At 66.5% G+C, this 14,822-nt stretch carries 12 protein-coding genes; 2 read left to right on the top strand and 10 right to left on the bottom strand.

What is annotated here, in order from left to right; all coding sequences use genetic code 11:
• Nucleotide 1: 1 nt before the first annotated feature.
• The 9 genes from ilvB to NDK18_RS09550 all read right to left on the bottom strand — a co-directional run bounded on the left by ilvB (nucleotide 2) and on the right by NDK18_RS09550 (nucleotide 10,656).
• Nucleotides 2-1,873: a biosynthetic-type acetolactate synthase large subunit gene (gene ilvB / locus NDK18_RS09590; protein WP_250627609.1), complete on the bottom strand. Its 1,872-nt coding sequence runs from the start codon at nucleotides 1,871-1,873 to the stop codon at nucleotides 2-4.
• A 94-nt stretch (nucleotides 1,874-1,967) separates the two neighbouring features.
• A complete protein-coding gene (gene ilvC / locus NDK18_RS09585) occupies nucleotides 1,968-2,987 on the bottom strand; it encodes a ketol-acid reductoisomerase (RefSeq protein WP_250624499.1) in 1,020 nt (339 codons plus the stop codon).
• A gap of 50 nt (nucleotides 2,988-3,037) precedes the next feature.
• Entirely contained in the window at nucleotides 3,038-4,768 is a 1,731-nt protein-coding gene (ilvD, locus tag NDK18_RS09580; protein WP_250627672.1) for a dihydroxy-acid dehydratase, read from the bottom strand.
• 23 nt (nucleotides 4,769-4,791) lie between these two features.
• Entirely contained in the window at nucleotides 4,792-5,856 is a 1,065-nt protein-coding gene (gene leuB / locus NDK18_RS09575) for a 3-isopropylmalate dehydrogenase (protein ID WP_250624500.1), read from the bottom strand.
• The gene (leuD, locus tag NDK18_RS09570; protein WP_250627608.1) at nucleotides 5,853-6,446 is read right to left on the bottom strand and encodes a 3-isopropylmalate dehydratase small subunit; all 594 of its coding nucleotides are present in this window, start codon (nucleotides 6,444-6,446) and stop codon (nucleotides 5,853-5,855) included. The genes leuB and leuD overlap by 4 nt, the downstream gene beginning before the upstream one ends.
• On the bottom strand, nucleotides 6,443-7,858 hold the full coding sequence (leuC, locus tag NDK18_RS09565) for a 3-isopropylmalate dehydratase large subunit (protein ID WP_250624502.1): 1,416 nt from the start codon (nucleotides 7,856-7,858) through the stop codon (nucleotides 6,443-6,445). The genes leuD and leuC overlap by 4 nt, the downstream gene beginning before the upstream one ends.
• Nucleotides 7,855-8,802 (bottom strand): branched-chain amino acid transaminase, encoded by a 948-nt coding sequence (locus NDK18_RS09560; protein WP_250627607.1) that lies wholly within the window; start codon nucleotides 8,800-8,802, stop codon nucleotides 7,855-7,857. The genes leuC and NDK18_RS09560 overlap by 4 nt, the downstream gene beginning before the upstream one ends.
• Before the next feature lie 16 nt (nucleotides 8,803-8,818).
• Complete coding sequence (locus NDK18_RS09555) at nucleotides 8,819-10,402, bottom strand: 2-isopropylmalate synthase (protein ID WP_250624504.1); 1,584 nt, start codon at nucleotides 10,400-10,402, stop codon at nucleotides 8,819-8,821.
• 116 nt (nucleotides 10,403-10,518) lie between these two features.
• Nucleotides 10,519-10,656 carry a hypothetical protein gene (locus NDK18_RS09550; protein ID WP_250624505.1) on the bottom strand — a complete coding sequence of 46 codons (138 nt, stop codon included), beginning with the start codon at nucleotides 10,654-10,656 and terminating at the stop codon, nucleotides 10,519-10,521.
• Nucleotides 10,657-10,901: 245 nt separating this feature from the next.
• On the opposite strand from NDK18_RS09550, the gene NDK18_RS09545 reads away from it, so the two are divergent.
• Together NDK18_RS09545 and NDK18_RS09540 are read left to right on the top strand one after the other, a co-directional pair.
• The gene (locus NDK18_RS09545) at nucleotides 10,902-13,331 is read left to right on the top strand and encodes a glucan 1,4-alpha-glucosidase (protein WP_250627606.1); all 2,430 of its coding nucleotides are present in this window, start codon (nucleotides 10,902-10,904) and stop codon (nucleotides 13,329-13,331) included.
• Nucleotides 13,328-14,101 (top strand): ROK family protein, encoded by a 774-nt coding sequence (locus NDK18_RS09540; RefSeq protein WP_250624507.1) that lies wholly within the window; start codon nucleotides 13,328-13,330, stop codon nucleotides 14,099-14,101. The genes NDK18_RS09545 and NDK18_RS09540 overlap by 4 nt, the downstream gene beginning before the upstream one ends.
• Before the next feature lie 66 nt (nucleotides 14,102-14,167).
• Here the strand turns inward: NDK18_RS09540 and NDK18_RS09535 are convergent, their stop codons facing one another.
• Entirely contained in the window at nucleotides 14,168-14,779 is a 612-nt protein-coding gene (locus tag NDK18_RS09535) for a TetR/AcrR family transcriptional regulator (protein WP_250624508.1), read from the bottom strand.
• Nucleotides 14,780-14,822: the final 43 nt, after the last annotated feature.

Below are 14,822 nucleotides of genomic sequence, written 5' to 3'. Positions count from 1 at the left end.
CTCAAAACATTCCCGTGGGACTGGCGACAGTGGGGAGCGGTGCGGCAGGCACTTCATCGCGGCTGGCGATGAAGTCGCCAGTAACCATCTGGGCATAGCAGGCGCCTGGGCCGACCATCGGGTACACCCCGGCATCGGGATCGATCATCACTTCAAGGAAGGCGGGGCCTTCGAAGGCGAGGAATTGCGCGATGGTGGATTCGATGGCCGCCGGATCGTCCAGGCGCTGCGCCCAGCCGAAGCCATCGGCCTCGGCGGCCTTGACGAAATCCTTCTTGTGCAGGCTTTTGTCCGAAGCTGAGAACCTTCCCTTGAAGAAGAGTTTCTGCCACTGCCGCACCATGCCGTCACCGACATTGTTCAGCACCACCACCTTCACCGGCAGGTTGTAGGTGGTGACGGTTTCCAGCTCCCCCAGGTTCATGCGGATCGATGCATCGCCGTCGACGTCGATCACCACCAGGTCCGGCCGCGCGAATTGCGCGCCGATGGCGGCGGGCAAGCCGAAGCCCATCGTTCCCATCGATCCGGAGGTCAGCCAGCGGCGGGGTTCGCAGAAATCGAAGTACTGCGCCGACCACATCTGGTGCTGGCCCACGCCTGTGCTGATGATGGCGTGCCCCCGGGTGATGCGGTTGATCGCCTCGATCACCGCGTAGGGCTGGATCAGCGCGCTTTGCCGGTCGTAGTCGAGGCGGTGCCGTGACTTAAGTTGCCCGATGTGTTCGTGCCAGGCGGAATAGTTCGCCTGGAAGCCATGGGCAATACCCCATGCGCGCAGGCGTTCGAGCGACGTACGCAAGGTGCCGGTGTGGAACCAGTCGGCCTGTTTGACCTTGCCGATCTCCGCTGGGTCGATGTCGATCTGGGCAATGGTCCTGGCAAGCGGCGCGAACTTGTCGGGTACCCCAACAACGCGATCATCGAAACGGGCGCCGAGCGCAAAGATGAAATCGCAATCGTCCACCGCATAGTTGGCATAGGCCGTGCCGTGCATGCCCAGCATGTGCAGGGCGAGCGGATCGGTGGTGTCGTAGCCACCGATGCCCATCAGCGTGGTGGTCACGGGAAGGCCGAAGCTGTGCGCGAAATCACGCAACGCATCGCGGGCCCCATCGGTGATGATGCCGCCGCCGGCGTAGATCAGCGGCCGGCTCGATGCCTTGAGCGCGGCGAAGAATTCCGCGCAGCGGGCATCGCTAAGCGGCGTCTGCTCGATGGCGCGCAGGCGCGCGCGGTAACCGGGCACCGGCAACTCCCCGGCGCCTTCGAAGGTAACCACGGTGTTTTGCACGTCCTTGGGAATATCCACCACTACCGGGCCGGGGCGGCCGCTGCGGGCGATGTAGAACGCCGTGCGCAAGGTGGCCTCAAGCGCACTGGCGTCGGTCACCAGGAACACGTGCTTGGCACAGGCTCCCATGATGGTGCTGATCGGCGCCTCCTGGAAAGCATCGGTGCCGATGGACGCGGTGGGCACCTGGCCGCTGATCACCACCAGCGGAATGGAGTCGGCGGTGCAGTCGCGCACCGGGGTGACTGCATTGGTGGCGCCAGGGCCCGATGTGACGAGCGCCGCACCCACCTTGCCCGAGGCGCGCGCATAACCTGCGGCCATGAAGCACGCGCCCTGCTCGTTGGCAGGGACGATGAGTGGCAGCGGCTCGCTGCCATCCGCACGGAGGTTCTCGAGGTTGTGACGGAAGATCGCGTCGTACACCGGCAGGATGGCGCCGCCGGAATAACCAAACAGTACATCCAGGCCTTCGTCGGCCAGTACCTGCACCACGACATCGGCGCCGGTCAGTGCCTGCCCTGCGCGGGGATGGATCTTGGAGCTAATGTCGCCGGGGGTATCCAGTTGCGCGTTCACATGAGTCCTTTGGGGAAAGCTTTCGTCAAGGAGATCCAGTGCTTCCTGGCGAACGCCCTAAGCGCCGGCGTGCAAGCACGCCGGCGTGGGTGCGTCATGGTGCCGGGGCGGGTGCCGCCGGGGTCGGATCTTTCGAACCCTGCAGCCACGGCATGCGGGCACGGAGCGCCGCGCCGACCTTCTCGATCGGATGATCAAGGTCGGCCTGCTTGAACCTCTTGTAGTTGGGAAGGCCAGCCTGGTATTCGGCCGTCCATTCCCTGGCGAAGGTGCCGTCCTGGATGTCCTTCAATACCTCCTTCATGCGCTCCTTGGTGCTGGCGTCGATCACCCGAGGGCCGCGCGTGTAGTCGCCGTACTGGGCGGTTTCGGAGACGAATTCCAGCATCCGCTTGATGCCGCCTTCGTAGAACAGGTCGACGATCAGCTTCAGCTCGTGCATCACCTCGTAGTAGGCGATTTCCGGGCGGTAGCCGGCTTCGGTGAGGGTTTCAAAGCCCTTGATCACCAGCTCCGTGGCGCCGCCGCAAAGCACGGCCTGTTCGCCGAAGAGGTCGGTCTCGGTTTCTTCCTTGAAGTCGGTTTCGATCAGCATGGCGCGCGCGCCGCCGATACCCGCGGCATACGACTGGGCCTTCTCCGCTGCCTTGCCGGTGGCATCCTGGTGCACGGCGAAGAGGCACGGCACGCCGCGGCCGATCTCGTATTCACGGCGCACCAGCGCGCCCGGGCCCTTGGGCGCCACCAGGATCACGTCGATATCCGCGCGGGGTTTGATCTGGCCGAAATGGATGTTGAAGCCGTGGGCGAACAGCAAGGCCGCGCCCGGCTTGATGTTGGCCTCGATGGCGTGGCGGTAGAGGTCCGGCTGCACCATGTCCGGTGTGAGCACGGCCACCAGGTCCGCGCCGCGCACCGCTTCGCCAGGCTCGGCCACGGCGAAGCCGTCGACATAGGCGCGGTTCCACGAAGGGCCGCCGGGGCGCAGACCCACCACGACGTCCAGGCCGGAGTCCTTGAGGTTCAGCGCGTGCGCGCGGCCCTGGCTGCCGTAGCCGAGCACGGCGATGCGTGCGCGGGCGAGAGGGGCGGTGGTGGCTTGCGTGTCGGTCATTACATTCTCCGGAAGATGCATGCAGGGGCGGCTTAGGGTGCCGCGAGACTTCAATTGCCGATCAAGGCCTGGGTAAAGCGTTCTTCGTCGCGAGCGGGACGGCTGGCGGGTACGGGCGCTTCGGTGTCTTCGAAGGCGGTGGTTACGGCGCCTTCGGCGGCCGAACCCACCAGCCGGGCGAACTTGGCCAGCGCGCCGCGGGTGACCTTCGGTGCCGGCGGACGCCAGCTGCCGCGGCGTGCGGCGAGGTCGGCGTCGGTGCGAAGTTCGCGGGTACCGGCGTCGATGAAGATCGCATCGCCCTCGCGCAGCAGTGCGATGGGTCCGCCACGCGCTGCTTCCGGAGCGATGTGGCCCACCATGAAGCCGTGCGTGGCGCCGCTGAAGCGGCCATCGGTGATCAGCGCCACGTCGTTGCCCAGGCCGCGGCCGACCAGTGCCGCGGTGACGGCCAGCATTTCGCGCATGCCGGGGCCGCCGGCGGGGCCTTCGTTGCGAATCACCATCACGTCACCGGCGCGGATCCTGCCCGCCTGCACGGCGGCGAACGCCTCCTCCTCGCTTTCGAACACGCGGGCGGGGCCCGCATGGCTGGTGCGGCCGTGGCCGGCGAGTTTCAGGATGCAGCCTTCAGGCGACAGGTTGCCGTAGAGGATGCTGTAGCCACCGCGCGGCTTGAGCGGGTTGGCAACCGTGCGCACCACGTCCTGGCCGGTGGTGGCCGTGGGCGCGGCGTCGAGGTCGGCGAACAGGGTGTGGCCGGTGACGGTCGGGGTGTCCTTGAGCATGCCGGCCTTGCGCAGTTCCTGCGCCACGATGGCGGTGCCACCGGCGGCGGTCAGTTCCACGGCGCTGTACTTGCCGCCGGGTTTCAGGTCGGCGATCACCGGCGTATGCACCGAGGCCGGTTCGAAGTCTTCGATGGACAGCGCCACGCGCGCCTCGTGGGCAATGGCCAGCAGGTGCAGCACCGCATTGGTGGATCCGGCGGTGGCGGCGACCATGCGCGCGGCATTGTCGAAGGCGGGGCGGGTGAGGATGTCGCGTGGCTTGCGGCCGGCAATCAGGTTTTCCATGGCAAGTTCGCCGCAGCGGCGCGCCGCATCACGCTTGGCAGGATCCGTGGCGGCGATGTCGTTCAGGCCCACGGGTGTGAGGCCCAGCGTGGTCAACACCATGGCCATGGTGTTGGCGGTGAACTGGCCACCGCAGGCACCGGCGCCAGGGCAGGCGTGGCGCTCGACGTCGGCAAGCTCGGCATCGTCGATCTTGCCCGCACCATGCGCACCGACGGCTTCGAACACTTCCTGCACGGTGATCGACTTGCCGTTGAGGGTGCCGTGGTCGATGCTGCCGCCGTAGAGCGCCACACCAGGAATATTCAGCCGCGCCAGCGCCATCGCCGCAGCGGGTATGGTTTTGTCGCAACCGCACAGCACCACCATCGCATCCAGGCAGTGGCCGTCCACGGCAAGTTCGATCGAGTCGGTGATCAGCTCGCGGCTCACCAGCGAGGCACGCATTCCCGAGGTGCCCATGGCGATGCCGTCGGTCACCGCAATGGTGTTGAACTCCACCGGGGTGCCACCGGCTGCACGCACGCCTTCGGCCGCGGCTTCGGCAAGATCGCGCAGGTTGAGGTTGCAGGGGGAGACGTTGGACCAGCTATGCACGATGGCCACCATCGGACGGGCGATGGCATCGTCGTCCAGGCCCGTGGCGCGCAGCATGGCGCGTGCCGGTGCACGGTCGGGGCCGGTCTTGATCGCGTCGCTGCGCAGCGCGATGGGGATCTTCTTCGTATTCATGCAGCCTCCGCTTTCGCGTTGCAGGCATCGAGCACGGCATCGAGCACGTCTTGCGTGCTGGCCGTGCCGCCGACGTCGCGGGTGAGGTTGCCGTGCTCGAGCACAGCGTCGACGGCCGCTTCCACCAGCGCCGCCTCGGTGGGCAGGTTCAGCGAATGGCGCAGCAGCATCGCGGTGGACAGGATGGTGCCCAGTGGATTGGCCAGGCCTAAGCCTGCGATGTCCGGTGCCGAGCCATGGATCGGCTCGTACAGACCGCAGGGTTTTTCCCCCAGCGAAGCGGAGGGCAACAGCCCCAGGGAACCGGCAAGCACCGCGCCTTCGTCAGTGAGGATGTCGCCGAACATGTTCTCGGTGACGATCACGTCGTAGTCGGCAGGACGCGTCAGCAGCAGCATGGCCATCGAATCCACCAGCTGGTGCTCGAGTGAAACATCCGGGTATTCCTGGCCGATGCGTATGGCCACCGAGCGCCACAGGCGCGAAGTTTCCAGCACGTTGGCCTTGTCCACCGAGGTCACCTTCCTGCGCCGCGTGCGGGCCAGTTCGAAGGCGTGGCGCATCACCCGCTCGATTTCCACGACGGTATAGCGGCACTCGTCGGTGGCGTCGGTGTCCGAGCGCGTCTTGGCACCGAAATAGATGCCGCCGGTGAGTTCGCGGATAAACACCAGGTCCACGCCCTTGGTCTTCTCAGGCTTCAGTGGCGACAGCGCCGCACTGCGCGGATGCAGTTTCAGCGGCCGCACGTTGGCGAATACGCCCAGCGCCTTGCGGATCGCCAGCAGGCCCTGCTCGGGGCGCACCGGCGCGTTCGGGTCGGACCATTTGGGCCCGCCCACGGCACCCAGCAGCACCGCGTCGGCCTTCTCGCAAGCCGCACGGGTGGCGGCTGGAAGCGGATCGCCGACGGCGTCGATGGCGGCGCCGCCGATCAACTGCTGGTCGAAGGAGAATTCATGGCCGTAGCGCTCGGCCACGGCCTTGAGCACAGCCACGCCTGCAGCCGCCACTTCCGGGCCGATGCCGTCGCCGGGCAATACCACGATGGTCGCCTTCATGCGGCCTGCTCCAGGTTCTTTTCGAATGCGGTAATGGCGTTGTCCTGCCGCAGCAGGAAGCCGAGCTGGTCCACGCCGTTCAACAGGCAGTGGCGCGAGAATTCATCCAGTTCGAAGCGGATCTCGCCGCCGTCGGGCAGGCGGATGCTGCCGGCGGCAACGTCGATGCGCAGTTCCGTGCCCGGATGCTCCAGCAGCCAGCGGTGTTCGGCAGGGCTCACCACCACGGCCAGCAGGCCGTTCTTCAGTGAGTTGCCGCGGAAGATGTCGGCGATCTCGCTGGAGATCACCGCGGTGATGCCGTAGTCCAGCAAGGCCCAGGGCGCATGCTCGCGCGAGGAGCCGCAACCGAAGTTGTGGCCGGCCACGATGATCTGGCAGCCGCGGGCCGCGGGTTTGTTCAGCGCGAAATCCGGGTTGTCCGAGCCATCGGCCAGGTAGCGCCAGTCTTCGAAAGCATGTTTGCCCAGGCCCGTGCGCTCGGTGGTGGTCAGGAAGCGCGCCGGGATGATGCGGTCGGTGTCGATGTTCTCATTGGCCAGCACCGCCGTGCGGGAGTGCACGTAGGCCAGCGGTCGCGAGCTGCTCATGCGGCGGCCTCCTGGTCGAGATAGTCACGGGGATCGGCCACCACGCCGGCAATAGCCGACGCCGCGGCGACCAGCGGGCTGGCGAGCACGGTACGTGCGCCCTTGCCCTGTCGGCCTTCGAAGTTGCGGTTGGACGTGCTCACCACCAGCTGGCCCGGCTGGGCCAGGTCGCCGTTCATGGCGATGCACATCGAGCAACCCGGTTCGCGCCATTCGGCGCCTGCGGCGCGGAATACCTCGTGCAGGCCGGCAGCCTCGGCTTCGCGGCGCACTTTTTCCGAGCCTGGCACCACCAGCATGCGCACGTGGCCCGCTACCTTGCGTCCACGCAGGATGTCCGCGGCGGCGTGCAGGTCCGACAGCCGCGCATTGGTGCAGCTGCCGATGAAGACGACATCCACGTGCTCACCGGCCATCGGCTTGCCGGGGGTGACACGCATGTAGTCCAGCGCTTTCTGCTCCAGCGCGTCGGCGGCCTTGGGCACATTGGCGGCAATGGGCATCACCATGCCCGGATGGGTGCCATAGGTGACGCTGGGCGTGATGGCGCTGGCGTCGATATGGACGTCCTGGTCGTACTTGGCGCCCTCGTCGGAACCCAACGTGCGCCAGTGCGCCACGGCCTGGTCCCAGGCCGCGCCCTTCGGCGCGCGTTCACGGCCTTCCAGCCAGGCGAAGGTGGTGTCGTCGGGGGCGATGAGGCCTGCCCGGGCGCCGGCTTCGATCGACATGTTGCAGACCGTCATGCGCTCTTCCATCGACAGCGCGCGAATGGTCGAGCCGCGGTATTCGATGACGTGGCCGGTGCCGCCGCCAATGCCGATGCGGCCGATGATGTGCAGGATCAGATCCTTGGCGGTCACGCCGCGCTGCAGTGTTCCCTCCACGTGGATGGCCAGGGATTTCGGCTTGCGCTGCAGCAGGCACTGCGTGGCCAGCACGTGGCCGACCTCGGTGGTGCCGATGCCGAAGGCCAGCGAACCGAAAGCGCCGTGGGTGGCGGTATGGCTGTCACCGCAGACGATGGTCATGCCCGGATGGGTGGCACCCACCTCGGGACCCGCCACGTGGACGATGCCGCGGTCGGGACTGTCCCAACCCAACAGGTCAATGCCGAACTCCGCGACGTTCGCCTCGAGCTTGGCCACCTGGCTTTCCGCTTCCGGCGTGTAGTACGGACGGCGGCCGTCGGCGCCTGCGGGAAGCGTGGGCGTGGAGTGGTCGAGCGTGGCCAGCGTGCGGTCGCGGCGGCGCACGGTGAGCCCGCGCGAGCGCAGTTCGTCGAAGGCCTGGGGTGAGGTCACTTCGTGCACAAGGTGCAGGTCGACGTACAGCACGCCCGGGGTGGCGGCGGTTTCGGCCACCACCTGGTGGGCGTCCCAGAGTTTGTCCAGCAGGGTACGGGCGCTCATGCGGCCACCTTCGCTTCAGCGGTTTCGTGCACGGGCGTGAGCCAGCCCCATCGGTCTTCGGTGCGTCCGTCGAACAGGCCGAAGAAATCGTCCTGCAACTGGCGCGTGATCGGGCCAGGCACGCCGTCGCCGACGCGCTTGCGGTCCACTGAACGCACGGCGGTCACCTCGGCAGCCGTGCCGGTCATGAACACTTCATCGGCGAAGTACAGGAATTCGCGCGGCAGCGGCTGCTCGACGATGGTGTAGCCACGGGCGCGGGCCAGGGTGAGCACACTGTCACGGGTGATGCCGCACAGGATACTGGCGGCCACCGGCGGGGTGTGGATCACGCCGCCGCGCACGATGAAGAGATTCTCGCCGGCACCCTCGCTCAACAGGCCATCGGTGCCCAGGGCGATGCCCTCGGCGTAACCGCCACTGATGGCCTCGCGGGCGATCAGCTGGCTGTTGAGGTAATTGCCCGCGGCCTTGGCGCCGCTGGGGAAGGTATTGGGCGCGGCGCGGTTCCACGAGGAAACACACACGTCCACGCCTTTCTCCAGCGCGTCGCTGCCGTGGTAGGCGCCCCAGGGCAGGGCGATGATCGCCACGTCCACCGCCGTATCCAGCGGCGGCGCCAGGGCGAAGGTGAAGCCGCTGCGATAGACGATCGGCCGCACGTAGGCTGATTGCAGTCCGTTGGCGGCGATCACCTCGCGGCAGGCGCGGTCGATCGCCTGGGCGTCGTAGCCGTGGTCCAGGTCGTACACGCGGGCGGACTGGAACAGCCGCGTGGTGTGGTCACGCAGGCGGAAATACTGCGGGCCGTCCGGCGTGGCATACACGCGGATGCCTTCGAACACGGACGAGCCGTAGTGCAGCGCGTGGGCGCCGACGTGGACCGTGGCTTCGGCGAAGGGCTTGATGCTGCCGTTGTGCCAGATGAGGGACGGGGCTTGCATGGGTCGTGCTCCTGGTTCAGCGTTGCGCGGCCACGGCAGCCGTTTGCGGCGCCTGGCGTTCGATGCGGTTGACGATGGCCAGCACCGCGTGCGCGGTGGCCTCGACGATGTCGGTGCTTACGCCGTTGCCCCGGTACTCGTGTCCGAGGTGCGTGGCTGAAAGGCTGGCGTGGCCCTGGGCGTCGCCGCCCTGGCTGATGGCGCGTACCTGGAAGTCCACCAGCTCCAGTGGCTGGCCGGTGGCGCGCTGCACGGCGCGCAGCATGGCGTCGACCGGACCATCGCCGATGGCGGCTTCGCTGGCTTCGCGCCCGTCGTCGTGGCGCAGCTGCACCGTGACCGAGGCGCTGCCGCCCACGTGCGAGCTGGCATGCATGTTCTGGATGCGCCACGGGCCCTGCGTCTCAGGATCCGCACCGCCGGCCAGTGCCACCAGGTCCGCATCCACCACTTCGCGCTTGCGGTCGGCCAGTTTCTTGAAGTTGGCGAACACGTCATCCATGGCTGCTTCGTCCAGTTCGAAGCCCAACGCGGCCAGCCGCTGGCGCAGTGCATGGCGGCCGGAGTGCTTGCCGAGCACCAGCGAGGTGCTGGCGCCGACATCCTCCGGGCGCATGATTTCGTAGGTGCCGCGATGCTTGAGCATGCCGTGCTGATGGATGCCCGACTCATGGGCGAAAGCGTTGTCGCCGACGATCGCCTTGTTGCGTGGCACCGGCTGCTGCGTGAGGTTGGCCAACAGGCGCGAGGTGGGATACAGGCGCTCGCTGACGATACCGGTATCGACCTTGAAATACGGCGCGCGGGTGCGCAGCGCCATCACGATTTCCTCCATGGCGGCGTTGCCGGCACGCTCGCCGATGCCGTTGATGGTGCATTCCACCTGGCGGGCGCCGGCGCTGATGGCGGCCATCGAGTTGGCCACGGCCAGGCCCAGGTCGTCGTGGCAATGGGCGGAGAAGATCACGCCCTTCGGCCGGCGCACGTTCGCCTGCAGGTAGGTGAAGAGCTCGGCCATCTCGGCCGGGGTGGTGTAGCCCACGGTGTCCGGTGCGTTCAGCACGATCGCGCCGGCGTCGGCCGCGGCGTTGAACACTTCCACCAGGTAGTCATGCTCGGTGCGCAGGGCATCCTCGGCCGAGAACTCCACCTCGTGGCACTGGTCCTTCGCCCGCTTGATGGCGGCGATGGCGATATCGACCACCTCGGCCTTGGTCTTGCCCAGCTTGTGCTCGCGATGCAGGGGGCTGGTGGACAGGAACACATGGATACGCGAGCGGCGGGCCTGCGCCAGCGCCTTGCCGGCGGCATCGATGTCGCCTGGCTGGCAGCGCGCCAGGGCGCAGACCGTGGGTGCCTTCATCGCTTTGGCCACTTCCGCCACGGCGGCAAAGTCGTCAGGCGAGGCTGCGGGGAAGCCCGCTTCCATCACGTCCACGCCCAGTTCCTCCAGGGCGTGGGCCATGCGCATCTTGGCGCGCCGGTCCATCGAGAAGCCCGGGGCCTGTTCGCCGTCGCGCAAGGTGGTGTCGAAGATGCGCACGCGTCCTACGTCCGGCTCGCCGTCGTTTTCGTGCGTGGTGTGGTTCGGGTGGCTCATGGTCTGCTCCGCTTGGGGCGGTGAATGAGTGGCAACAAAAAACCCCGCTACCTTTGGAAGGTGCGGGGTTTTGAGGAGTCTTCAGGTTTGTTTCTTAGTTACCTGGACACATGCCCTCAGCCCGCACCTCCGTTGGTAATAAGGAGTACGAGTACAAGGGCAAGAAGAAGGGTGGTGCGAAGTCGCAGCGTGGCGCCGGCCGCCTGATGGCGGGCGTATTCGGCGATGCGGCTGATGTTGGTGCGCTGCGACATGGAACCGACCATAAGGGGGGTTTGCCACGCGTGTCAACAGTTGGCGATGAAACTATATTTCCTAGGAATGGATCATCCGCGCCTCGGACGTCTGGATGTCCAAATGCTCGCAAGCGATGGAACGGTCGTTCGACACCCGGCAGAAAAACGCGATCCTTACAACGGCTTGGGAGCCATCTGCGAGGGGTGGCGACGGTCATCGGGCGGGCGTAGAGTCGGCCATTCCAGCCTGCCCGGAATGCACCATGTCTGATAACGAAGATCGGCCGGCACCGGGCCATCCCGGGGTTGCGGCGAGGTGGTCTTCATCGGCCAAATCGGGTGTTGGTACGGCGCTGACGGCCGAAAGCCGGGTCTGGTTCACACTGGGCCGCGGCATCCTGAACGAGGTGTACTACCCGCGCATCGACATGGCCTGCATGCGCGATGCGGGCCTGCTGGTGACCGGCCCCGACGGGTTTTTCGCCGAGGAAAAGCGTGACGCCCATCATGCTGTGGAATCTTACGAAAGCGGGCTCCCGGCCTACCGGCTGGTCAATACCTGCACCCGTGGACGATTTCGCATCACCAAGCGGGTGATCACCGATCCCCGGCGCGACGTGCTGCTTCAGCAGATCCGCTTCGAGGCCCTCGAAGGCAAGCGCGAGGACTACCGCGTCTACATGCTGCTGGCCCCGCACCTGGTGAACGGGGGTGACCACAACACCGCCTGGACCGGGCAATACAAGGGCAAGGACCTGGTATTCGCCCGCGGTGGCGGCCGTTCGCTGGCCCTGGGCGCGGAGCCGCCCGTGCTCCGGCGCAGCGTCGGTTTCGTCGGCCGGTCCGATGGCTGGCGGGACCTGAAGGAAACCGGCGACCTGCCGAACCTTTACACCCGCGCCGACGATGGCAACGTGGCGATGATCGTCGAGCTGGACATGAGCGACGACGACGGCTGCACCGTGGCGATCGGCTTCGGCACCACCCCTGAGGAAGCCGCCTTCCGGGTGCGCGGTAGCCTGCAGGATGGTTTCCTGCACGCAAGAAATCTCTACGTGGCGTCCTGGCGCGAGAAGACGAAGGCCATCTTCGACCTGAAAGGTGGCAAGCGTCCCAGCGGCGACGATCTGTATCGGATCGACGTGGGCGTCCTGCTTACCCATGCGCCGGTGGGCTATCGCGGCGCGATGATTGCGAGCCTCTCCATTCCCTGGGGCCAGTCCAAGGGCGACGACGACATGGGTGGCTACCACCTGGTCTGGCCGCGTGACCTGGTGGAGAGCGCCGGTGGCCTGTTGGCCGCGGGCCTGGGCGATGCCGCCCTGGACGTGCTCAATTTCCTCCAGGCCACCCAAGAGGTCGATGGCCGCTGGCCGCAGAACATGTGGCTGGACGGCAAACCCTACTGGGGTGGGGTGCAGCTGGACGAATGCGCCTTCCCGATCCTGCTGGTCGAGGCGCTGCAGCGGGCCAACATCACCGCCGGGCCGGGCACCGCGCGTTACATCCCGATGATCCGGCGGGCGGCGTCGTTCATCGTGCGCAACGGGCCGCTGACCGCCCAGGATCGCTGGGAGGAAGATGCCGGTTTCTCGCCCTTCACCCTGGCCGTGACCATCGCCGGACTGCTGGCCGCCGCGGAACTGATCGAGCACCATGGCGATGCACCGTGCGCGCGCTACCTGCGCGAGACCGCCGACGCCTGGAACGATGGCATCGAGGACTGGTGCTTCGTGCTCGATACACCCTTGGCGCGGGAAGCCGGCGCTGCCGGCTACTACGTGCGCATGGGCTCGGTGGGTAGCGCAGGCGACCTGGCATCGAGCCAGATCGTGGTGAAGAACCGCGATGGTGCGCATACCTTCCATGCCACCGCCGAGATCGTCAGCCCCGATGCGCTGGCCCTGGTACGGTTCGGCCTGCGCAGCGCGAACGATCCGCGCATCGTCGATACGGTGAAAGTGATCGACCACAAGCTCAAGGTGGAGTTGCCGCAGGGCCCGGCGTGGTATCGCTACAACGAGGATGGCTACGGCGAGCACGCCGACGGATCGGGTTTCGACGGCGTCGGTATCGGCCGGCCATGGCCGCTGCTCACGGGCGAACGCGCGCACTTCGAACTGGCCGCGGGCCGGATGGACGAGGCGCGCCGGCTGCTCAAGTCCATGGAACTGTCGGCCAACCGCGGCGGCCTGTTGCCCGAGCAGGTATGGGATGCCGAGGATATTCCCGCCCTGTTGCTCAAGCGCGGCCGCCCTTCAGGTTCTGCCATGCCGCTGGTGTGGGCGCACTCTGAGCATCTGAAGCTGCTTCGATCCCTTGCCGATGGCGTGGTGTTCGACATGCCGCCCCTCACCGCCAAGCGGTATCTGGAGCAAGGCGTCACCTCGCGCTTCACCCTGTGGCGCTTCGACCTTCCCAGGGCGCCGCTGGCGCATGGACGCGACTTGCGCATCGAGACGCTCGAGGCTGCGCGCGTGCGTTGGTCGGACGACGATTGGGCCACCGTCCATGACACCGACTCCCGGCACAGTGGCTTCGGCACCCACGTCACCGACCTGCCCGTTGCCAAGTCGTCGACATCGGCGACACTACGCTTTACGTTCTGGTGGCCCGGAGCGGCACGCTGGGAAGGGCGCGACTTTTCCCTCACCTTCGGCGACAACGGCAAGCACGCAAGGACCAAGGCATGAAAAAGCAGCAGGCGGGGATCCTCTCCATCGATGTCGGTGGCAGCCATCTGAAAGCCGACGTACTGGATGAAAAGGGCAAGAGCGCGGCCGAGCGCGTCCGCGTGCCCACCCCCAAGCCATGTCCACCGGATGTGCTGGTGAAACTGGTCACCGAGATGGTGAGCGGCCTTCCGCCCTTCGACCGGATATCCATCGGCTTCCCGGGCGTGATCTGCCGCGGCAAGGTGATGACGGCGGCAAACTTGGGCAACGAAGTCTGGGTGGGGTATCCGCTCGAGCGCGCCTTAAGCCAGGCGCTGGGCGGCCATCCGGCGAAGCTCATCAACGATGCCGACATGCAGGGTTTCGGCCTGATCAAGGGCAAAGGCCTGGAGTTCGTGGTCACCCTGGGCACCGGCATGGGCACCGGCCTCTTCCTCGATGGCGAACTGATGCCGCACATGGAACTGGCCCACCATCCGCTTAAAAAAGGCAAGACATACGAGCAACTTCTCGGCAACGTTGCCTACCAGGATGCGGGCAAGAAGAAATGGAACAAACGCCTGCACCTGGCGCTGCGTACGATAAACGTGCTGCTTAGCCCCGACCACATCTACCTGGGCGGCGGCAATGCCGACTATGTCGATCCCGACGGGCTGCCGGAGAACGTCAGCATCGGTGACAACAAGGCCGGCATCGTCGGCGGAGCGGCGCTGTGGCGCAACGAGCCGAAGGCCCGTGCCCCGGCGGCCACAAAGAAGGCGGCGAAGAAAACTTCACGCAAGCGTTGACGGCTGCATCGCCCCCATGGCATGCGGCCTGCGACCGCCGCACGGTCATTCACGTCGCCGGTAGCGTCAAGCGTCCAGATGCCCAAGCGCCAGCACGAAGGTGTCCTCCAGCGCCGCAAGCACATCCTTGCGGCCCTTGATGCCAGGCTCGGCACTCAAGGCGGCGAACGATTTCATCAACTGCAGCAGCACGAACGACTGCGGCCGCAGTTTCTCGCGCGCGATGTCCGGTGCGAAGGCCACCAGGATATCGGTGATGAGTTCACGCAGGGTATTGCGCAGGCCAAGCACGATGGAATCGGGAAGATTGGTGGCCTCGCCCAGGGTGACGAAACCGGGATTCTTGCGGCGGAATTCGTAGACGGTTCGCAGCAGTTTGGCGCCCAGGGTGCGGTCGTCCATCGAACGGGCCAGGCCCGCCATGCGCCGGAGATCCGCGTGCAGCGCCGAGACATAGCGCGCGACCAGCGCTTCGGCCACTAGCTCCTTGGTGGGGAAAAACTGGTACAGCGAGCCGATCGATGCACCCGCCCGTGCGGCGATTTCGGTCATCGTGGCGGCATCGTAGCCCCTCTCGGCGAAAACCTCGCCAGCCGCCTCCAGCAACGATTCCACGCGCGCCACGCCACGCTGGCGCTGCGGTTTGCGGATCGCCGGGCTTGAATTACTCGAGGCCATCCTCATAAACTCCCATGTGAGACTATCCTCATAAATCTATCGA

The sequence above is a fragment of the Pinirhizobacter soli genome (genome assembly GCF_015905305.1).
Classification (GTDB): Bacteria; Pseudomonadota; Gammaproteobacteria; order Xanthomonadales; family Rhodanobacteraceae; genus Pinirhizobacter; species Pinirhizobacter soli.
This window is presented reverse-complemented; position numbering and strand designations above follow the sequence as displayed.